Consider the following 21,113-nt stretch of genomic DNA (forward strand, 5'->3'; position numbering starts at 1 on the left):
TGCTTCATTAATGCAACATTTAAAGCGACAGAGCCCCTAATTAATATTTCAGTATATTTTATTCATCGATATTCTCAAATAAAGAACCTATTGAATTAAAGGTTTCCATTGCTTCTTTAAAATTTTGCTTTTTATTTCCATACACTAAGTTTTCATGCAAAGATTCATAGCTTTTTTTAACATCATCTGTAAAATATCTCTTCCACAAATTAAAATTATATTTTTCAATAGGATTATACTTAGACGGTTTATTACGTTTTTCTAAATAAAACGAATCAGTTTCTTTGATTTTTTTTACTAGATTCTTTAAATCATTCTTATCATTAATAAAATCTTTTATTTCTTTCATCTTATACAATTGTGCCACATCATATATATGTCTTACTTTTTCAGTTATATTTCCATCTATTGTGTGCCTTTTAACTGAAAAAATTTTATCAAGAAAGGTTCTTTGAATGCTTAATACATTAATGTTAACTTCTTCTAATTCATATTCTCTTATTTCATCACACATATTTTTATGCTCTAAAAATTCTTGAATATAAGTTTTTAGAACTTTTTCTTCATAAGGATCTGGCATAACACTTGAACCTATCTCTAATTTAACTCTACTGTCTTCTTCAAACCACACATATGAGCTTTTACTTCTATCACTACGTTCATCTTCTATCTTTTCGCTTTTTGCATCTCCGATTATTATTTTTTCTATCTTTTTTAATTTTTTACTATATTGGTTGTTACTTAATTGTTCTTTTGGTATAAATGTCAAATCAATATCTTCTGAAAATCTATTTATTGATTCTGGATAACATTTACTTAATGATGTTCCACCTTTAAAAACACATTCACTAGCAAAATTGCTATTTTGTAAATTTTGAAGTAACATTACAATATAATAATCTCTTTTTACAGCATCTTGAGGAATTCCTATATATTCGCTTGTGAGTACACATAAATCTTCAAAATCTTCTTTATTAGTATGCAGATTCATAAAATTCCTCCATTGCTGGTATTTTATATTTTGATGTCTTATTTAAAAATTGTGAAAGAGTATTTTCTACTCTTCTACTCTTTAAAATACTTTCTAAAAAAGCAATAGTTCTTTTTTTATACTTCATATTTCTTAAAACATTTGTAAAAACTTCATCTGAATATTCTTCTGCAATAATCCCATGAAGGTATACCAATTTTTTCTTATCAATCTCTTCAATTTGATTATGATTCTCTAATATTTCCAACTGTTCAATTGCTCTCTTAATTCTTGAATTAATTGATATATTTATTTTCTTTATTTCAACATTTTTAATAACTTTTCTCTCTTCATCTAAAATATTTGAATAAATCTTAACTGTCTTAGATACTTGAGTTGTAATCCCATATTTATTATATAATCTATAACCTACAACAACACCTGTATGATTTTCTTTTCCAATAAAATAATTTAATATATTTTCTTCACTAGCTGATATTTTACCAAACTTAGTTATTTTAGGTCTACAATAAACCCCTTTAGCCACCTTTTCTAATTCACCATTTCTTAACATTCTTTCAATACTTTTATAATAAGCATTCGCAGGAATGTATGATAAATTTTCCCTTAAAAACCTATTAGCAATAATTAACTCCTTAGCTGGGTATGATTCTATCTTTTTTCTTACTTCAAGTTGATAATTCAAAAATATCACCTTCTCTCTAATTAAATTATATGATTTATGAACCTTATTCGTCAAGTTTTTTTGATTTTTACTTGACATTATTATTATAAACAAAATTTTATTTAATATACATTTGCGATAAACTTAAATTTATAAATAGTAAGAGCATCCAATTTTAATGAATGCTCTTTACGCTTCTAAATTTTGTATATTTTTCATATCCCTATTCTCAACGGTAATCCATTTTTTCGTGTACATAGACATATTTATAGCATCTCAAAATCAAGTCATACAAATGTGTTTACCTTTTATATAGCAGACAACAGCACTCCACGTGTCCCTTTTATCCTATAGTCTAATCATTATAATTCTTGTCCGATTATAATAAATCATTACACCTCTTCATTTTCAAGGGTTAGAGGAAACTTTATTATCATTTTAAAACTTTATAAATCTAAGTAAATTATATTATTACTTTACACATTAGTAGCAGATTAGTAGTTTTGCTACCATTGATAAATAATATCTGCTTAAAATTATATATCTTTATACATAAATTATGCAATAAGTATTGTAGCTACTAAGATTATCTGAATAATAGTCCACAACTTCATATACTTCTTTAATCCTTTAGAAAAATCTTCTTTTTTCCCATTTATAAACTTGTTTTTATCAAATATTTTATCAAGATCTTCTGGATTTAAAATGTATCTATATGTTTCTTTCATATCTTCAAATTCATTTTCATATCTCTTAAACTTATCTTTGATATTAGGAACTATTATACCAAATAATATAATATTTAAAATAATGATTGCTCCAATACAAATAATAGCCAAGTCACCTGTAATTACTTCGACTAAATTTCCTGAAGTAATTGAATTCATAACTATTACAGTAAAAACTACCGACAACCCTCCTACAATAAATCTTAAAATTATACTAATAAGTTCATCTATTAGACCTCCTAAACTGCTCAATAAGATTAGTATATTCTTATTTATGTTGGCTCTTAATTCCAAATACTTATTTACACTTTCTTTTAAATATATTTCATACGAAGATCTAATTGAATCTAATGTATTTTTTTCTATTGAAAGTAAATTATTGTTACTTATTTGCAAAGATATTATATTTCTTGCTATTCCAACTTTATCACTTAAGTTTCCACCATCATAAAGCCATTGATAAATTTTATAATATTGATCTACCATAGCATCAAAATTATCTTCATAATTTATTAAACACTCTATTCTTTTATATCCATTCAAAACTACTCTAATTTGATTTTTCTCATCTATTGCAGATATATCACATATTCCTATAATAGCCAAAACATTTTTCATTTTATTCATTATACTTTCCAATTTTAGATAATCTTCAGCATTAGTATTATTATAGTTACAAAACTCAAAATCACTTGCCAAAAGTTTATATTCTGAACTATTAAGAAAATTGCAAACCTCTATTCTGCGATTTAATTGATTATCACGTTCTGAAGTATTGTAGTTTATTTCTTCTCCTTCCATAGAAAAGAATATTGAATTGCTTGCGAAATTGATATTATCCTTTTGTAATCTAAATATGATGTAATTATCTTTTAGAATTGTATTAAATTCATATAATAGTCCTCTTAATGATTGTTCTTTTAAATGCTCTAGAAATAATTTAATGTCATATATAGACAATTCATTATTAACCACATTTTTTACAATTTCTATATTAATTTTATATAAATTTTCGCATTCCTCATTTATACCTTCATTTATTTCTTTAACGAATTTTTCAATAGATGATCCATTAGAATATTGAGCAAATACAAATTCTCCGTCTAAAATTTTAAATCTAATACTATCTCTTTTTGAAATTTTATCTATAAAATTCTTAACACTTTCAAAATTAGGTGCTAGGAGTAAAGATGTTTCAATATTAATAATTACATTACTAAAACTTTCTCTGTAATCTTTTATTGCATAATCATTAGCTAATTGCTGTATTATTTCTTTATACATCTTCACTCCCTCCATTTATATTAAATATTTTAGATATTATTGAAATTAAAATCTTTAAAAATTTCTTTACTTACTTTAATTTTTATAAATAGCTCATCATTATTAGATTTCTCGGTTCTTATAATATCTTTTAAGTTTTCAATATTATCCTTAATAGTTAAATCAATGTCATCACTAATACTGTAAGTTTTTTTCTTTTTATTACGTATTGCTTCAGGAGCTATTTCAAATTGTCTATCAAATCGGTTTTCGGGTATCTTATGTAATTTCGTTTTTAGTTTTTCGATATCTACTTTTTCTTCCTGAGGTTTATAATTTGTAAATACTTTTTCTATAAGCTCATTATAATCAAAGCCCTCATTTTGATTATAATATCCTAGTAAACTATTATGTAACAATGTATAATCAGCTCGAGATACTTTCTTAACATTATTAACTAATACTTTATTTATCTCATTAAAAGATTTTTGTGTATTATCTTCGTTTGTTGTAAGCGGTTCAAGTTCTAATAATTTATTACTCCAGTAATCTGATATTACTTTATTAGTATCAAATATTTTTATTTCTTCTATTTCAGCAGAACTACTAAATGAAATAACGCATGTTTTTAGAATTTCTTTTTCTAATGGTAACCCAGTATGTTGCTCCCAATCTAATTTATCTAATATATTTACATGTTCAACTTTTGCTAAAATGTAAGAAAAATTATCATCTTCATCTATTATTATAGCTTGAATCAGACTTCCTTTTCTAATTTCCGTTTTTAGTTTAAGAATTTTTTCTTGAGCTTTCTCTTCAGCCTCTAGAAGTCTTTTAGCAATATTACTTGAAATAATATCAATGCTAAATTCTTCCCCTTCAGCAATAGTTGCAGCTGCGTCACTATTATATTCATCAATTAATCTTTTTATGTATGCCGTTATTAATGATATCGTTTCTGTGCTTTCTCTCTTAATTTTAAATCTTCTAACATTTTCAGCATCTAAACTTTTATTTATTATAGTATGTACGTATTCTTCAGCTTTACCTTTATCTAACCGATCCTCTTCTACCCTACTTTCTTCCCTATCTACATGGTGTAAACTATGCTTGAAAATACTATATTCACTCAAAATATCCCTCCATTGTTTACTTTCCTTTTAGTATTTGATATAATGAGTATACTTAAAAGGAAATAAAGTCAATTATTAGAAACCACCGTAGATTTAGTCGTCAAAGTGGTTTCTTTTTTTATTAAATTTTACTACTTTTGCCACAACTTGTCTATATTTCAAATAAAAAAGCACCCATATTCTGCTGATACTTTCTATTTACATATTCCTCCTATTTTTAAATATAATTTTTCTTCTTTAACAAGTAATTATTACAAAAAAGGTCTCTCTTCCAATTATATATATGTATAAAAATCCCTTATAATAATATAACTTTTTACGAAGATATCTGTACACCTACATAGAATATAGGCCAGTACCACTATTTTTCAAACTTTAAGCTTGGTATTTCATAATTAAAAATAGAAATTAAGTACTCTTCAACTGTTGTTATAAATAATTCTAATGCTTCAAATTCTATAGCAAATGAATATGATGACACTTCTTCAAGCGTATAGTCAATTTTAACAATATCTTTTATCACTTTTACTCTTTTCTCGTCTATTATTTCATCACCATTATGTATTATGGAATTTCTTATTATCGTCCATTTAGCTAATACTTGGTAATTTTCATTTTTCGCAATACTTATTCCAATTGCTTTTAAATAAGATGCGTATTTCTTAATGTTACTGTTTAATTTGTTAGGCTCAAATAAATCAAATTTAAAATGTTCTATTTCAACATTGGATTGTATATTAGACTCGTAAAATTCACTTATCCTTTTTAATCCATCTTCTAATATTGCATATACATTTAACACTATTGCACTATTGAAACACTGTTCTAAAACTTCTCCCCTGTAAGATAGAATATCCCCTACACTAAAAGATCCTCTTCTCTCTTTTATAGTCTTATTCGACCATTCATAAAGATCCTCTCTTGCCCAATCTATTAAATTATAAAAAGCCTTAAAACCATACATAATTGGATCAGCAATAAACCTTTTTTCGTTGTTGAAATAATACATTTGTTTATCCTCATTCATATCTACCACCCCATGAATTGTATTCTATATTATGGATAGAATCTCTTTTAATCTAAATAAAAAATCACTTATTTAAGTGCCCAGGCTGTTGATTGATAAACATAACTTATTAGTAGCCTTATACATTTATTACAAAAACAATTTTTTATGTATGTGTAGAATTAATATGTATATAGACTTTTAAGGGGATTTAATATATTATTCATACTTAGTCCTCCTTAAAATGATGTTAAAATTCATTATAGCTATTACTTTTACAAAGTACTATAATTTCCTCTAATTTCATTTATATATTCTATAAGTCTTAATGTTTTTATCTAATTAGGTTCTTTAATAGCTTTAAGTATGGATTTGATCTTATTCAAAATCATCTCATTAATATTTTTTAAAATCTTATTTTCTTTTTTATAACCCATTACCACATTGAAATATGGTAATCTAAATATAATTGAAAACACAAACAAAGGAATAATTATTAGAGTAATGCTTATAAAATTATTTTTAATAATATTAGGTATTTCAGCTTGTCCAGTAATTCTATTAATACCTATCATATAGAAAATAAGCAACCAGCAAATAGCTAAAAATTAACATGCCTCATAAAATAGCGTGCTTAAATCCATTAAAAATCTTACTATAAAACTTTTTTGATTCAAGTATTTATACCACGGATATTGCTTGTATAAGCTTTTCTGAATGTCATCATATTCTTTTTTAGTTAAGCTAAAAATTCTATCAAATATGTTTATTGCTTTGTCTAAAATTATATTGTCTTTTTTAATCTTATATTCTCTAAATGTATCATCTAAATCATAAAATAGCTCATTTAATCTTGCATTATACGATTTATAAAGTTGAGTACTAATTGACAAATATTTTTTTAAAAATTCATTTATCAGCTCTTCTTCATTCTACTTATTCATATCTAATTTTATCATTCTCATTTCATGATAAAGAGGGCTATAAAAGTCTTTCAAGCTATCTGTTGCTTCATTATAAAAGCGCTCAGTTCTATACCTCCTGTTTCCAAAAATATAAGCTAAGAAAGCTCCAAAAAAGGCTACAGCAATAGGTAAATATTCTTTTATTGGCTGTAAAATTATCATAGTATCTCTCCTTCCAATAACATGCTTTTTATAATTTTTCTACATTTGAGGTATTTTCTCCTTTGAAATCATAAAAAATAAAAGTACCCATCTTAATGAATACTATACTGATCTATTTCTCTAAAAAATTCATCCTCAAATCCAAACATTATTCTTCCAATAGTCAATTTACTACTTTCAAGCCTTCTTGCTATTGTTCTTAGTGAATATCCTACATTTATTGATATAATCTTATAACTAAACTTATCAAAATATCTATAGCAGATTATCCTTTGCTCTTCATCATTTAAAGCACTTACTGCTTTAATTATTTTACCTAGTTTTCTATGAAGTCTATTCCTTGTATTTTTAAGTTTTTATATCATAAATATCCTTTTTCAATTCAGCATCTATTACCCTTATATTTTTCTTTATATCTGGAACACTCTTAAGCCATTCTTCAGCTAACTTAATAGTTTCTTCACGATTCATGATATCACTCCTATAAATACCTTTCTGCAAAACTCATGCTTTCGATTAGATCTGAAACACTGTATGAAGATTTATTTTTCTTTTGCTCATGTAACTCTTTTGCTTTAAGCCTTCCCCAAATAGTACGTCTTATTTTTCTCATAGCTTGGCTTTTTTGCTGCCTAACTCTTTCCCCACTAATTGAGAATATCTGCGCTATATCATTTAATGTCATACATTTATTGTTATTCCATCCATAATGGAGCTTCAGTATTTCTCTTTCCTTTAATGTATTACAACTATTCATAACATCCTCCAGCTCTTCCCTTAGCCGCTGCTTATATAATTTTTCTTCTATATTTTCAAAAGAATAATCTACTCCCTCAATACAATCCAGGAGTTCTATATCCCCATCTTCACCTGTAGGTGTGTTTAGACTTATCTCTTCATTGGTGTTCTTTTGAATAATATATCTATGAATTTTCTGATATATCCAATGTATTGCATAAGTTATAAATTGAGCCTTATTAGGATTATTAAAGTCATATTTATTAGCTGCTATAATTAGTCCTATAGTACCCTCTTGCTCTAGATCCTCTCTATCTATACTATTGGTACCTCCAATATAAAACTTATTAACTAGTTTATAAATAATACCTGTATTCTTTTCTATGAGCTTCTCTAAGGCTTGTTTATCTCCTTGTTGATATAAAGCAACTAATTCCTCATTAGTCATTGTTTATCACCTCTTTTTTGCGACTCCTATTTTTTAGGACTTGCAATACCCTTTTTATGGAGTCAGGAATGTCAGGATACTTTTTTAATGTAGCCGAAAAGGACGGATATTTCCTTTTAGGGGCTCTAAAAACTCTAGATGCTCTTTTTAGGGAGTTCATAATATTCGCATACTTATTTTGTGGATAATTTTATAATTTCTCTATACTTAGTTCTGAATAAAGATTGCGTGAATTTCTAATATATGTTACCGAAAAGCTTATTTACTATCTTCTTTTCAAATCTACGCAAGGTACTTTCAGACTTATTAAATATTACTTCTAATGCTTTATTATTGAATTTATTTATATATTTAAACTTAATATATTTTTGTTCCTCATCATTAAGATAATTTCTTATTCCATATGTAAAATCAAATAATCTATTCTCTAAATTTATAATTCCTAAAGTTATTTTTACCTTTTGTGAAAAATCTTCAATGTTACTTTTCTTTTGTTTTAGTTGCTCTAATCTATCTAAGTTATTAAAATATTCTTTTAAATTTTTAATCATAATTCTATAATCACTAGTTTTCACTCCACCCATAGTAAAAAATCAGAGATTTTTGCACGCGTGATGGGACACACGGTCTTAGGCAAAGGTTCTGTAGAGATTTACCCCCCTATCCCCTTTTATGCCCCATTACCAAATCCTCCATCTTCTTTAGCGGTATTAATATCATGATGTCTTTTACATAATGCTTGATGATTATTTCTATCCCAAAATAACTTCATATCTCCCTTATGAGGAACTATGTGGTCCACTGTCTTTGATGGAGTATATATTCCTTCTTTTAAACATTCAGAGCATAATGGATTTTGTTTTAGAAATCTAATTCTATATCTTTGCCATTTAGAATCATATCCACGTTCATATGAAGAACCTCTTTGTTTATTGTATTCTTTGACTTTAGTTTCTTTACGTTCCTTGCATTGAGGGCACATTATTTCATCAATGTCAATTAACTTCCCACATCTACATATTTTCTTTGATGGCACATTCGTTCACCTTCTTACTTGTTTTTACGCATTAAAAAAAGAACCCTGCTAAGAGTTCTTTTAATTTTCAACTATTCTCTATTTATATTTCCTTAAGTGTAAGGTATAAACATACTGGACAACAAGGCATAAAACTTCTGTTAATTACTTTATATTTTTTATTATTATATAGTTCTATATGCTCTGCAGTTTGATATAAACTTATCTTAATAGAATCTTCTATAAGGTTTAAATCTTCATATCCATCTTCTACAGTTGTTCTATACCCATCTTTTCTTTCATAGGTAATTTGCTTATTATTTTCATCTAAAAGCATAACTCTTATATATTTTGTTATACTTTCTTGTGGACTAATATCTTTATCACTCATAGTTCTATCTCCTTCATTATCATTCGGAAAAACAAATTTAATTGGCTTACGTTCTTCCTCTTCAAAATAATCCTTCGAATAGTCATTATTTCTTCTTCTTATGCTTGTTTGATACAATTTATCTACCTCCTTTCAAATACTTATTTCAACATTTTCTTAAATTATCCTTCTTTTATTTTACAATTTATGAAGGATTTTAATATTAAATGTAGAAATATGGTATTGAAGGAGGTGATACTTATGTATTCAACAGGAGAAAAACCAGGGAAAGGTTACTATAAATGTACTACTTGTAGTGAAATAGTTCATTTAGACCAAGATTCAGATACTTTGCCACCATGTCCAAAATGCCATAAAACTACTTATGTAAAACTTTAGTCTCTATAAAAGTTTTTATGGACTCGTCTGAATAACCAAAGATTTTGCCTAATACCCAATGTTCATAGACAGTCTTAGGTTGTTCAGGCATTTCTTTTATTATATCTAACATATAATTATCTTTGTAAATCCATAATATTTTCCAACCTTCTGATAAATTTTCTATATAAGTATTTAAATTATATATTTTCGTTACAATTTTTATAGCATCATCTACATACCTATTTTGTATTGCTATCATCGCAGTTGGTTTGCCACGTTTAACGAATTCACAATAGGTATTAATTCTTTCTTTTATAACCTCGTTCATAACATTTATACTCCAATATTTTTTATTTATATTTTATGCTAAATCAAATATTATTATAGTTATTTTTCAGGGTTATTATTCTACTAACCCTTTTATGATTTTTTGCATTAATTTCATAGAAAATAATTGAATATTTTCTTATTTTTTTATACGCAAAATATTTATACGTATTATTGTACGTGTTACAATATAATTGTAAGGAGGCTAGGAGATGAAACCACAAGAACTAATAAAAATTCTAACTAAAGAAGGTTGGCAGATAAAGAATCAAAGAGGTTCACTTATATACCTAGTACATCAAACAAAGCTTGGTAAAATAACAATCCCAAATCACAACAAAGATTTAAAGCCAGGAACACTGAACTCAATACTTAAACAGGTTGGACTTAAATAAAAGCCCAACTTGTTTAAGATTAATATAAGATAAATTATAAAATAAGGAGGTTTTTAAGCATGGATACTTACATTTTCTCCGCTATATTTGAACCTAGTGAAGTTGGTGGATACTGTATTACATTTCCTGATTTACCTGGTTGTATAACTGAAGGTAACAATCTAAAAGAATCTTTATTAATAGCAAAAGATGCTTTAGAGTTACATCTTTACAGTATGGAAGACGATAACGAAAATATACCTAAACCCACTTTACCAGAAGATATAATTGTTCCTAACGGTTCTTTCATAGTACCAATTGAAGCATATATGCCACTCATTCGTAATGAAATGGCTAATAAAGCTATAAAGAAAACATTAACTATTCCTTACTGGCTCAATAAAATAGCTGAAGAAAAAAAGGTTAATTTTTCTCAAATCCTTCAAGTAGCTTTAAAGGAACAACTTGGAATAAAAGATTATAAGTAACATTAATTATAAAAAAGAAATGAGATTTTGACCTCGTTTCTTTTTTATTTATATTTTATTACTTCTTAGCATAATATTTTACCTAATACATATATTTAGAATATAAGAATTGTGTATATATAATAAAAAACCGAATAAGGAGTGATATTTTAGTGGATAAACTAGAATTTATACTAATTTTATTGGAAATTGTAGTAGATATTATTTTTATCTATCAATTTCTAGAAACCTTTTTCAAAAAAAATCATAGATTTTGACCCTATGGTTTTAACGGAAATATAGTATAAATTATAAAACTAAAATATCACTCTACTGACTAATGGTAGCCTAACAAGCTACTCTTTTGATTGTTAAATAAAAATACGCAGTGCTTTTGCTCTGCGTGTAAAATTATTAAATATTATCTTAGTTCTATATGAATTTCTTTTCCTAGCCCTCTTGCAAGCTTACTTAAAAAATCTAAAGAAGGATTGTAATTTCCACTTTCAAGCCTGCTAATATTTGATTTTTGAGTTCCCATTCTAGAAGCTAATTCTTCTTGTGTTAAATTTAATTCCCTTCTTGCTTTTATCACCTCAGAAATCAACTCATACCGAGGCTTTAGCTTATTATATTCTTCTTTAAATTCGCTATCCTGCATAAGCTCCTCTTTAATAACAGAGAAATCAACACTTGCTTTACTCATCTTCACACCTCATTTCAAAATCTTCTTTATATCTTTTTGCTTTTTCAAGTTCTAGCTTTGGCGTTTTATCTGTCTTTTTAAGAAATCCATTCAACAATACAAAAGTATATCTATGATAAGTGAAGTAAAATATTCTTGATGCATCTGATCCTATTTTTATTCTTAATTCATATATTCCCTTGTATTGTTCCCCTTTAATCGGTTTTACATAAGGTTCTTTTAAATAAATGCCATGCTCTAGTAAAAGTTCTATTTCACTATATGCTTTTGCTCTCATTTTAGGTGAGAGTGATGATAAAAATTCCATTACAGGGATGTTACCATTTTCTCTTTGGTAGAATTCAACCTTCCAATCCACGTTTATATCTCCCTCTTATATAATATATGCATTTATTAATTGCATGTTATCATATACGATAACTATAGTCAATATTTTATATCTTGTATTCTACAGGCTTGGTTAACTTTATTACAGCCGCTAATGATACATTAATGGTATATTTCCTATCAAAAGAATAGTCATAGTTATAAATTCTTTCATAGGCTCATAAAGAAGATAATCAAGCTATGCTCCTACTATTCTCATATCTGAAAGCTTAGATACAATAGATGTTAAAGTATTTTTTAAGTTTTTATTTTCTTGGCAGGCAATTACTGCATCTATCCACTCTCTAATGAAACTTGTGGATTTATATAAGTTATATTTTCATATACTGTATTATACTTTCACTTCGCATATAGGATGTAGTTATTACTAAGAGAGCTGTTTCAAGTTCTGCATTAAGCTGATTTTTAAAAAAAGTTTGCTGTGAACTTTATATACCAGAAATGTGAAGACTTTTCTGTTTTTCCTGTAATCTTTAGTATTTCTTTTAAGAAACTTGATTCAGAATTAAATAACAATATTAAAGATAAAATTAAATATTGGAATTCTAATAAGGATTTTTTAACTAATCTATAATATACAAAATTCCCCCAAACTTATCAGTCTGAGGGAACATAAAACACACTCCAATATTTACTTAAAAAACCTTCACAACCTTTAATATCAGCCTATTTCTTATCTATCTTGACAACCGTCTCAGCAGTAGAATGCACCAATCAGGCTTCGTTTCACTCGTCTTCTTGGGCATTCCTTGCATGGGTGGAACATCTGCTTCTTCGGTCCTTTCACTCCCTCACAAGTAGTGTTACCACCTCAACATGGCTAATAGGGCTTGGATTGATGTCACAACCTATTTTGAGTGTATGAACGCCCTACTTTTTACACATTTTTGATATATACGTTCGTGGGAATAGGTCAATACCACTTTTTTAATTTTCTCTGTTCTCGGGAATAAATCCACAAGAGTTTCTTACTTTATATCGCTCTCTTCCATCAATTTATCAAAATCACTTTTGTATAAAGAATCTTGAATTACACGATACTTTTCAAACTCACTTTCGGCAAAGGCTTTTGCAATCTCTGCTGTTACCTTGCCTTTATCTTGTAAAATTTCAGCATCATTAAATTTTAGAAATGCATCTAATTTTTCTGCCCAGTCAGCCATAGTCATAGGAATTCTCCTACGTGCTTGCCTTGTTGCATAATCAAGATACATTGTCACAATCTCATTAAGTTCTTCTATTTCTTCCTTTAACAAGTAATTTTTAGCTACAGAAACATCCGCTTTTACAATTTTGCCATCCGGTGCATTTTTCCAAGTGGTTAATCCCATGTGTTCCTTCTTATGATTTGCTCTTGCAACAATAACTTCTGCCGCTGTATTTCCATGGATTGCATAATGCATTTTGTTTTGTACCGTAGCAAAAAAGTCTTTTGTTATCTTACTATCCTTAGAGTAATCCACTGCTGTTGCATATATATCAGTAATTTTTTGATAAAAACGTCTTTCGCTAGCTCTTATTTCTTGAATTTCAGAAATTAAGTGTTCAAAATAATCTTCATCAAAGATTTGACCATTGATCAATCTATTTTTATCTAAAACGTATCCTTGCTTTGTAAAAGTTTCTAAAACCTTTGTTGCCCATTGTCTAAACTGCGTTGCTCTTTGAGAATTAATACGATAACCAACTGCAATAATAGCTGCTAATGAATAGAATTTATATTTATAAGTCTTCCCATCATCAGCAGTTTGTGCAAATTTTGCACAAACTGAATTCTCATCAAGCTCGCCTGTTTCAAATATATTTTTAAAATGCTTTGTTACTACACTTCTATCTATATCAAACAATGTAGCTATGGCTTTTTGAGTTAACCAAACATCGCCATCTTGCACACGCACTTCTATGGAGTCACTGCCAGCATCCTTGGTAAAAACCATAAAATCTACTGTGCTATTTCGGATTTGTATTTTTTTATCTGCCATATTGATTTCCTTTCTAAAAATAATATTTTATTTTCCAAATGTTCTTCTAGCTGCTAGGATAGATTTTATATTCCAAAGTGAATTATATATTTATTTTCTTCTTTTGCTTGATTGGCTAAAGAAATTAAATCATTATATTCTAATTTATCTTGCATTGATAGAATTCTTATTAACATATTAATTGAAGTTGGTGGTATAAGTGTAATCCCACAATATGCAAGCCCCTTCCCTGCAATTTGAAGAGTGTGCCAATAACAATCTATATTTTTCAAATCCACTAAAATTGATTGGATAAAATCATCATCAACCTCAATGCACTTATATTTCTTAGGTTCATATTCATCAAATCTCTCTTCATACATAGGTTCATTTTGCATAATCCCAAACTCATGCTTTGCCATATAATCACCTTTACAAACCTTTCATTTCTGACTAAGCCCTTTCTTGATTAAATTTCCTTAATCCTCCATAGCCTTATTTATTGGACAAGAGTTGCAAATCTTACACACTTCATCTCTTGAAAATCCATTTATCTCTGGAACTGTAGAAAAAACTAACATTCTTTCAATTACCATAATTATTTCGTAACATAATCCATCTGCAATGTTTTTATCAAGCAATGGACAATAGTGATTATGTCCTATTAATTTTTGATACAATATTTCTTTATAAAAATATTCCTTAGCCTCATTAAGGCTCATTAGATTTGCCCCACCACCTAGATTTGGTTTCTTCTTCTGCAAAGGATCATCTTCCCAATCACATAAAGAGCATATATCAAAGTTATTTTCTTCATCTAAAGATAACGCTCCACAACAAGGGCATCTATACTTTTCCTTTTGTTTCATAGCAATTCACTCTTTAGTTTTTGAATTATCATTTTTTCTCTTTCATCTAAAAATTGCTCAAAGTTTGTAATGCTTAAATCTATATTTTTAGGTATATAATGCTTACTCTTATAATCATCCATAGTTTCTTTAGAAATAGTATCTGTAATCCACTTATCAAAATCCATATTACTCTTCTCTATGTTAGGTATAGATTCTAATAGTTGTAAATTCCCAATATAATTATAATTTTCTAAATAAAACTCTATACTCTCTTCTGAAATCCCACGTTTTTGTAGTTTCTTTTTTGTAAAACCACTTTTGGGATGCATATGATCAACATGAAAGTTATTTCTTAAATCTGCCCACGGATATAATATTGACATAATAACCAAAGTATCACCATGTCCATATTTAGAATACATTAAATTTTTAATATCCTCGTCTGTAAATACTAACGTACGGTTTGTACCCTTGAAATGATTAATAATTTCATCAAGTGGAAATTCCTTGCCATTATTTTTATTAATTATATCTCTAATCGGCTTTAATACACCATCTGGCATAAAACTAAATACTCTTTTTAGTAGTGCTCTTGTAAACCACTTCTTAATTTTTACCCTATCACTTATTGTAGCATTACTAATTTCAAAATTATCTGGTAAACCGATATGTTTTAAATAATAAGCAATTGGAATAATTAGGTTATTTGATGTGATATTTTCCCTACTAAACCCAAAGCTAGAAATTAACTTCATAGCATCTCTAATGGCTTTTGTTATGTCATCCCAATTGTCTTGTATTTTTAACATATTGCTTTTATTAAAATTATCTACTTTGAAAGATATATCATTGAAATCGCTTAATACTAAACAAGCTTTTAAAACAAAATCCTTATTTACATTAAAACCTCGTCCTATTTCATTAATCTCATCAACAAAAGAATTAATTTCCTCACGTGCATCTTTCTCTTCCCACTGTGCTGTTGCAAACGAAAGTAATAAATCAGAGTAACTTAGAGTTGTACCTCCACTATTTACACGAATAAATATATTCAGAACCTTATCTAATTCTTTACTTTGCTCTAAGTAATAACTGATTATAGGGGTAGTATGAATAACCGTATGTAACTTGAATAATGTTCTATTTGCAAATTTGGCCTTTGTTTTATCTGAATTAGAAGACAAATCATTTTCAATTAAATACTCATTCACATCACCCTGTTCTTTTAAATCAAGAATTTTACCTACTGGAAACCAATGATGATTTTCATCATTATTTTTTGATTCTGCATCAGTTAAAAACTCAAATTCATATTCATATTCTGGATCATCAGAACTTCCAAGGAGATTTAGATAAAGTTTCCTAACAGGATATGCCTGTTCATTATCCCACCTTTTGTAAGATAATTTATATGCATATGATCCTTTTAATCCTATATATAATGAAGTTAATCTTTGCTGTCCATCTAGCACTGCAATAATATCTTCACTTCCATTTAGATTGGCTTTCTCATTATGTCTTTTTTTCCTTTGATGATAATCTCTTAAAAATTCATAAAATCTAAATTCGCTTACATTCTCTTTTGAAACTTTCCAAAATAAGAATGCATTTATGGGATAATCTCTCATTAAGCTATCAAATAATTTTGTTATTTGATTGGTACTCCATACAAATTCCCTTTGTATAGAAGGTAACAAATATTTCTTAGAATGAATATTTCCTATTACCTCATTAATTGTTAATGGTGTTTGAAACGCCATAATTACCCTCCTTGTACAAGTTATTTATTATTTCTCATCTTTATCCACACTAATATTATCAAATATAAACAAATCATCAATTGGAATCTGTTCTCGTATATAATCTGTTAAATCCGTGTCTCCAACGGATACTGCCCCACAAAGTGATCCTTTAAAAGTATATTTTTTATTCTCTATATCTGTAATTTCCATTTTCCATATGCCTATATCTGTTGCATAGCAAAGTAGCTGATTCCTTTCATAGTATTGAGAAAATAAATTAAATATTTCATCAACAATCTTCTTTTCAATACTAAACTGTTGTTTTCTACCGATTTTATATTTTCCAAAACCATCAGCATAGTTATAACCTGTAAACCATACTCGCCCTTTGGATGATATTGTTAAATGCTGTTCTACTTCATCTTTTGGAGAAGGTTCTGGCCCATAACAGATATTGTTAGATATAATTCTTATTTTTCGTATACGCATATAATACCTTATCCTTTATCAATCCAATTATTATTTTTTCAATGCTCCACTCTTTTCTGGCACAGTACTTATATCAATATCATTTATTCTAGCAAAATATAATAAAAACTCATTAGCCAATTTCTCTTCCTCAGTGCCTTGTTTCAATTTTGCAATATCTTGCAGTATTTGAATAGCCTGTTCATCTCCAAAATATCTATGTAATCCTGAACTCCAAACTGCTACCTCTGGTTGGTTATCATTTGCATGATAATTCCAAAACAACATTTTATGCGCTTCTTTCGGAGAAAGCTTAATACGGTACTTAGATTTTGTAGTTACATATCCTTCCTCTTGGTTATCACCTTCATATGTTTCATCTACAAGAAATACACCAAATATGTATCTTTCCCTTTCTGAAGAATTGGGGTCACGTGTTGTTAATACACACAAACTATTGTTTTGTACTTTGTTTAATTTCATAGGTTGACCCTTTTTTTCACCTGTTTGTACAATACCTGCAAGTGCCTTCCACTCCCTAAGCATTTGACTTTCATAACAAACAAACCCGCCATTATTACATAAAGCATCTAATTCAAAACGAGTAATATCACCTTTTAGATATTGTCCACAAGCACAATCCTCAGAACTGCACCATGTGCGTTTCTCTAATTCAATATTATTTCTGATTACATCATCACTACAAACACCATTAAACCCAACTTGTTCATCAGAGTATCCTCCATCACAAAAATTACACTTGAACGCAATATTGGCACGTGGATAAACCTTTGTTTTAACTTTTATATATTTATCACCATTATTTTTTTCAATTTGCTTTTGTTGTTCCAATTCAGCCAATCGCTCTTTTTTCTCATTTTCAAGCTTTTTAATACTCTCTATTTCTCGTTTAATACTCTCAGCAATGTCGCTGCTTTCAGTTATTAGATATCCATCAAAAACATTTGGATATATAAACTTCTTTTCATCATTCTGAAATTTTACAGTAATATATGAATTTTCTTTAGCAATAATAATCCCTTCACCAAACACTTTATGTCTTACCTTTATATTAACCAAATCCATTAGCTTCCCCCCACTTAATCTCATTTACTCTTACCATAATTCTTCGGAAACTTTTCTTTTCCGAGTAACCATAAATACTTATCTATTTTCTTTAGGTTGAATTGCTCCAAACCATAATATCTTTGAAATTCAATCAATATATTTTTAAATTTTACATAATCCTTTAAATCCTCATTTTTGAATTTGTAAAAGTTATCTTTATCTCTAAAATACTTAAGCAAAGTATCAACAAAACTATCGTAAATAGGAAAATCAAGTGGCTTATGGTGGCTACAATATTTTGATGCAAAGGAATAGAAGTTTTTAATATTCCCATTATCCATTTCAATCTTTGCTATATCATCTACAAGAGTTATATCCCCATTTTTTAATCGCTCATCAATATCTAATGATATAATGTGTTTAGCCACCTTATATGCTGCAAAAATATTTGTGCTGTAAAAATCATTTAATGTAGACACCTTTACCAGCACATCTTCCATTAAAGTATTAGAAGGATATGTTACAAAGAACAATTTATCTAATGCCGCTTCTTGAAATTTGTAATTTTCTAAGTTATCCCATAGTTCAAGATACTTTATTACTTCATCCTCACTAGGTCTTGGAATATCTTCTCTATTTCTATTTTTTCTAAGTATTCTTGTTGCTACTTCCTTTTCCCCTTTTCCAACACTTAAACTTACAGTATTTCCAGTAACATATTCTTTTAATAACTTGATATTACGGCAATATGTATATGCATCTGATTTAGGATTTTTCCTTCCCCTATCTGAGAAGTGTTCCATCAGCTTTGTCCTATATCTTTCAATCCCATCTTCACTAGATAGCACTTCAATTGGTTCTATTCCAAAATCGTATCTAAAGATATAAAAAGCTTCACTGCAAATTATATCTTTATAAGATAACTGCTTGTAGTTAGTATTTAAAAACTCCTTAAACCCTACCCTTAATGCCGTCAAATCATCAATTTGAATAGCTTTATCAATCATATATATACCCCTCACTTTATCAACCCCAATTAGTCTATGCACTTCAATTCTTATCTCAGTAAATCTATTAGATGAGCATAATCCAAAGAGCCACACATCAAGCTTCTGCCAACCCATTTGTTAAGTTCAACAAGATTAGTTTTTTTGTACATTCTATAATCATAAAATCACCTTATACTTCTGCTGCCCTGAAGAAGTCTTTTCTATAGCTAGAATTTTACCATTTGTTTTATTTACATAATTTAAAAACAATGTTCCAAGTAATAGCCTATCGTTTCGAGGTATCCTATTCCACTCGTAGCCTTTAAATAAATCTTTTACTAAAAATATTTCATCATCCATAAGGTTCTCTGTTTCTTTAATTGCTATCTCTAGTAACTCATTTACATCAATCATGTTGATTCTCCTTAACAATCATAATAACAACATTGTTAATATCATTATATATTTTTAAATCTTTAAAAGTCAAACTATTCACGCATATCTTAAAAGAAAAAAACACCCTCTAGACTTTATAAACCTAAAGAGTGTTACAATTCTTTACATCTCCACCTCAACCTCTACGCCAGACTTAAATTCTACCTTGAATTTATCTTCATACACCATAATCTTTCCAATCAATCTCCTTATCAACTGCTCATCACACTCTTCAATAAGCGTTGGTTGCTCCTTTAGAAAAGCTGTCATATCCATAAGTCTTTGGCTCACTGCTTTCTTTTCTGCCTCTTCTGCTAAAGCATTATGTTTTTCTTCTCGCAGATGGTAAATCTCATCAGCAATATCGTTATAATCCTCCTTAGAATTGGCTCGTATTAATAGTTGCTTTTGTAATTCTTCTAGCTTTTTCTCTATTTCAGCTACTGCACTGGTATCCTGCTCATTAATTACCGTTTCTATATTATTGCTAAGAACTTCTAAAAAATCATCCTTTTGACCCAGCAGTTCATTAATAGCTTTTACAACTGCGTCCTTTAATAAATCCTCAAGCACCGTCCTTGAATGACAAGCTAACCCTGTATTCTCAAGTCTACTGACGCATCGCCATACAATAGATTTCTTGCCACGGTTGTTCCAATGAACTCTGCGATATATCTCTCCACATTCCCCGCAGAAAACAATCTGTGAGAATGGATGGCTACAGCTAAAGTTTCTTTTCTTCCCACTGCTGCTAATATGTCCTGTACTTCTTCTAATTAGTTCTTCTTGAACCTGCATAAAAATCTCTTTTGGAATTATAGCTTCGTGGCTATTTTCCACATAATACTGTGGAACAATACCGTTATTTTGGACTCTCTTTTTTGTAAGAAAATCTACGGTATAAGTTTTCTGGAGCAGTGCATCCCCCATATACTTTTCGTTACTTAGTATTTTTCGAATTGTACTGGTATGCCATCTTTTTTTACCTGCACTTGTCAATATTCCATCTCTTTCAAGTCCTTTTTTTATCTTATCCATGCTAGAGCCTTCAAGATATTCTCGATAAATACGTTTTATTATCTCTGCCTCTTCAGGAACAATTACAAGGTGCTTGTTTTCATCCTTTGTATATCCTAAAAACCTATTAGTATTTATTTGAATGATGCCTTGTTGGTATCGATATTGAATACCAAGCTTTACATTCTGGCTTAAACTCTGACTTTCTTGCTGGGCAAGGGATGCCATAATGGTAAGCATAATTTCTCCCTTAGAATCCAGACTATTTATATTTTCTTTTTCAAAATACACTGCAATGTTTTTCTCTTTTAACTTACGGATGTATTGCAAGTAGGGTAGAACTATATCGCCTTTCCTTATAGGTAGATTTATATAGCCCTCCCTCAGAACCGAACGTACACCTTTCAATGTATTCGGCTCGCCAGTTGTTTCTAAAAAAAAATTATTCTATTTTATG

At 28.5% G+C, this 21,113-nt stretch carries 27 protein-coding genes and 1 pseudogene; 3 read left to right on the forward strand and 25 right to left on the reverse strand.

Annotated features, from left to right (window positions below; genetic code table 11):
- Positions 1-58: 58 nt before the first annotated feature.
- From CLHOM_RS12015 to CLHOM_RS12070, 12 genes are all read right to left on the reverse strand, one after another.
- Positions 59-991: a nucleotidyl transferase AbiEii/AbiGii toxin family protein gene (locus CLHOM_RS12015; RefSeq protein ID WP_052221935.1), complete on the reverse strand. Its 933-nt coding sequence runs from the start codon at positions 989-991 to the stop codon at positions 59-61.
- On the reverse strand, positions 975-1,676 hold the full coding sequence (locus tag CLHOM_RS12020; RefSeq protein ID WP_052221936.1) for a DUF6088 family protein: 702 nt from the start codon (positions 1,674-1,676) through the stop codon (positions 975-977). Before CLHOM_RS12020 ends, CLHOM_RS12015 begins: the two co-directional genes overlap by 17 nt.
- Positions 1,677-2,212: 536 nt before the next feature.
- Positions 2,213-3,667 (reverse strand): hypothetical protein, encoded by a 1,455-nt coding sequence (locus CLHOM_RS12025; protein WP_052221937.1) that lies wholly within the window; start codon positions 3,665-3,667, stop codon positions 2,213-2,215.
- Positions 3,668-3,696: 29 nt separating this feature from the next.
- A complete protein-coding gene (locus tag CLHOM_RS12030) occupies positions 3,697-4,779 on the reverse strand; it encodes a hypothetical protein (RefSeq protein ID WP_052221938.1) in 1,083 nt (360 codons plus the stop codon).
- 361 nt (positions 4,780-5,140) lie between these two features.
- Positions 5,141-5,806 carry a hypothetical protein gene (locus CLHOM_RS12035; protein WP_052221939.1) on the reverse strand — a complete coding sequence of 222 codons (666 nt, stop codon included), beginning with the start codon at positions 5,804-5,806 and terminating at the stop codon, positions 5,141-5,143.
- Between the two features lie 317 nt (positions 5,807-6,123).
- On the reverse strand, positions 6,124-6,360 hold the full coding sequence (locus tag CLHOM_RS12040) for a hypothetical protein (RefSeq protein WP_052221940.1): 237 nt from the start codon (positions 6,358-6,360) through the stop codon (positions 6,124-6,126).
- Between the two features lie 357 nt (positions 6,361-6,717).
- The gene (locus CLHOM_RS12050) at positions 6,718-6,912 is read right to left on the reverse strand and encodes a hypothetical protein (protein ID WP_052221942.1); all 195 of its coding nucleotides are present in this window, start codon (positions 6,910-6,912) and stop codon (positions 6,718-6,720) included.
- A gap of 348 nt (positions 6,913-7,260) precedes the next feature.
- Positions 7,261-7,383: a hypothetical protein gene (locus CLHOM_RS18830; protein ID WP_278321736.1), complete on the reverse strand. Its 123-nt coding sequence runs from the start codon at positions 7,381-7,383 to the stop codon at positions 7,261-7,263.
- A 10-nt stretch (positions 7,384-7,393) separates the two neighbouring features.
- Positions 7,394-8,098: a sigma-70 family RNA polymerase sigma factor gene (locus CLHOM_RS12055; RefSeq protein WP_052221943.1), complete on the reverse strand. Its 705-nt coding sequence runs from the start codon at positions 8,096-8,098 to the stop codon at positions 7,394-7,396.
- Positions 8,099-8,334: 236 nt separating this feature from the next.
- Entirely contained in the window at positions 8,335-8,673 is a 339-nt protein-coding gene (locus tag CLHOM_RS12060; RefSeq protein ID WP_139205638.1) for a hypothetical protein, read from the reverse strand.
- 95 nt (positions 8,674-8,768) lie between these two features.
- Positions 8,769-9,134, reverse strand: coding sequence for an HNH endonuclease signature motif containing protein (locus CLHOM_RS12065; protein WP_200903912.1), 366 nt, complete (start codon positions 9,132-9,134; stop codon positions 8,769-8,771).
- 82 nt (positions 9,135-9,216) lie between these two features.
- A complete protein-coding gene (locus tag CLHOM_RS12070) occupies positions 9,217-9,621 on the reverse strand; it encodes a hypothetical protein (protein WP_052221945.1) in 405 nt (134 codons plus the stop codon).
- A gap of 123 nt (positions 9,622-9,744) precedes the next feature.
- Here CLHOM_RS12070 and CLHOM_RS12075 point away from each other — a divergent pair, with 123 nt between their 5' ends.
- Positions 9,745-9,882, forward strand: a complete 138-nt coding sequence (locus CLHOM_RS12075) for a zinc ribbon-containing protein (protein WP_052221946.1) — start codon at positions 9,745-9,747, stop codon at positions 9,880-9,882.
- On the opposite strand, the gene CLHOM_RS12080 is transcribed toward CLHOM_RS12075, so the two are convergent.
- Positions 9,863-10,192, reverse strand: coding sequence for a hypothetical protein (locus tag CLHOM_RS12080; protein WP_052221947.1), 330 nt, complete (start codon positions 10,190-10,192; stop codon positions 9,863-9,865). The genes CLHOM_RS12075 and CLHOM_RS12080 overlap by 20 nt on opposite strands.
- 211 nt (positions 10,193-10,403) lie before the next feature.
- Between CLHOM_RS12080 and CLHOM_RS12085 the strand changes: the two genes are divergently transcribed.
- Positions 10,404-10,586, forward strand: coding sequence for a type II toxin-antitoxin system HicA family toxin (locus CLHOM_RS12085; RefSeq protein ID WP_052221948.1), 183 nt, complete (start codon positions 10,404-10,406; stop codon positions 10,584-10,586).
- A gap of 59 nt (positions 10,587-10,645) precedes the next feature.
- A complete protein-coding gene (locus CLHOM_RS12090) occupies positions 10,646-11,053 on the forward strand; it encodes a type II toxin-antitoxin system HicB family antitoxin (RefSeq protein WP_052221949.1) in 408 nt (135 codons plus the stop codon).
- Positions 11,054-11,453: 400 nt separating this feature from the next.
- Here the strand turns inward: CLHOM_RS12090 and CLHOM_RS12095 are convergent, their stop codons facing one another.
- The 12 genes and pseudogenes from CLHOM_RS12095 to CLHOM_RS12145 form a co-directional block, all read right to left on the reverse strand.
- Positions 11,454-11,738: a helix-turn-helix domain-containing protein gene (locus CLHOM_RS12095; protein ID WP_052221950.1), complete on the reverse strand. Its 285-nt coding sequence runs from the start codon at positions 11,736-11,738 to the stop codon at positions 11,454-11,456.
- A complete protein-coding gene (locus CLHOM_RS12100) occupies positions 11,731-12,096 on the reverse strand; it encodes a type II toxin-antitoxin system RelE/ParE family toxin (protein ID WP_052221951.1) in 366 nt (121 codons plus the stop codon). Before CLHOM_RS12100 ends, CLHOM_RS12095 begins: the two co-directional genes overlap by 8 nt.
- A 76-nt stretch (positions 12,097-12,172) precedes the next feature.
- A pseudogene (locus CLHOM_RS18710) lies at positions 12,173-12,566 on the reverse strand (hypothetical protein); the annotation flags it as partial.
- 527 nt (positions 12,567-13,093) lie between these two features.
- Positions 13,094-14,062, reverse strand: coding sequence for a virulence RhuM family protein (locus CLHOM_RS12105; RefSeq protein WP_423230639.1), 969 nt, complete (start codon positions 14,060-14,062; stop codon positions 13,094-13,096).
- 110 nt (positions 14,063-14,172) lie between these two features.
- Positions 14,173-14,508 (reverse strand): hypothetical protein, encoded by a 336-nt coding sequence (locus CLHOM_RS12110; protein WP_052221953.1) that lies wholly within the window; start codon positions 14,506-14,508, stop codon positions 14,173-14,175.
- Positions 14,509-14,565: 57 nt separating this feature from the next.
- Entirely contained in the window at positions 14,566-14,955 is a 390-nt protein-coding gene (locus CLHOM_RS17960; protein ID WP_074782832.1) for a CPCC family cysteine-rich protein, read from the reverse strand.
- On the reverse strand, positions 14,952-16,697 hold the full coding sequence (locus CLHOM_RS12120) for a DUF262 domain-containing protein (RefSeq protein WP_052221954.1): 1,746 nt from the start codon (positions 16,695-16,697) through the stop codon (positions 14,952-14,954). The genes CLHOM_RS17960 and CLHOM_RS12120 overlap by 4 nt, the downstream gene beginning before the upstream one ends.
- A gap of 27 nt (positions 16,698-16,724) precedes the next feature.
- Entirely contained in the window at positions 16,725-17,168 is a 444-nt protein-coding gene (locus CLHOM_RS12125; protein WP_052221955.1) for a hypothetical protein, read from the reverse strand.
- A gap of 30 nt (positions 17,169-17,198) precedes the next feature.
- The gene (locus CLHOM_RS12130) at positions 17,199-18,233 is read right to left on the reverse strand and encodes a hypothetical protein (protein ID WP_052221956.1); all 1,035 of its coding nucleotides are present in this window, start codon (positions 18,231-18,233) and stop codon (positions 17,199-17,201) included.
- Positions 18,234-18,253: 20 nt separating this feature from the next.
- Positions 18,254-19,222 (reverse strand): hypothetical protein, encoded by a 969-nt coding sequence (locus tag CLHOM_RS18550; protein WP_200903913.1) that lies wholly within the window; start codon positions 19,220-19,222, stop codon positions 18,254-18,256.
- A gap of 159 nt (positions 19,223-19,381) precedes the next feature.
- A complete protein-coding gene (locus CLHOM_RS12140) occupies positions 19,382-19,618 on the reverse strand; it encodes a single-stranded DNA-binding protein (protein WP_052221957.1) in 237 nt (78 codons plus the stop codon).
- 144 nt (positions 19,619-19,762) lie between these two features.
- Positions 19,763-21,043, reverse strand: coding sequence for a recombinase family protein (locus CLHOM_RS12145; RefSeq protein ID WP_242846779.1), 1,281 nt, complete (start codon positions 21,041-21,043; stop codon positions 19,763-19,765).
- Between the last annotated feature and the right edge of the window lie 70 nt (positions 21,044-21,113).

Origin of the sequence: Clostridium homopropionicum DSM 5847, from assembly GCF_001263795.1 — a bacterium.
In the GTDB taxonomy this organism is placed as follows: domain Bacteria; phylum Bacillota; class Clostridia; order Clostridiales; family Clostridiaceae; genus Clostridium_H; species Clostridium_H homopropionicum.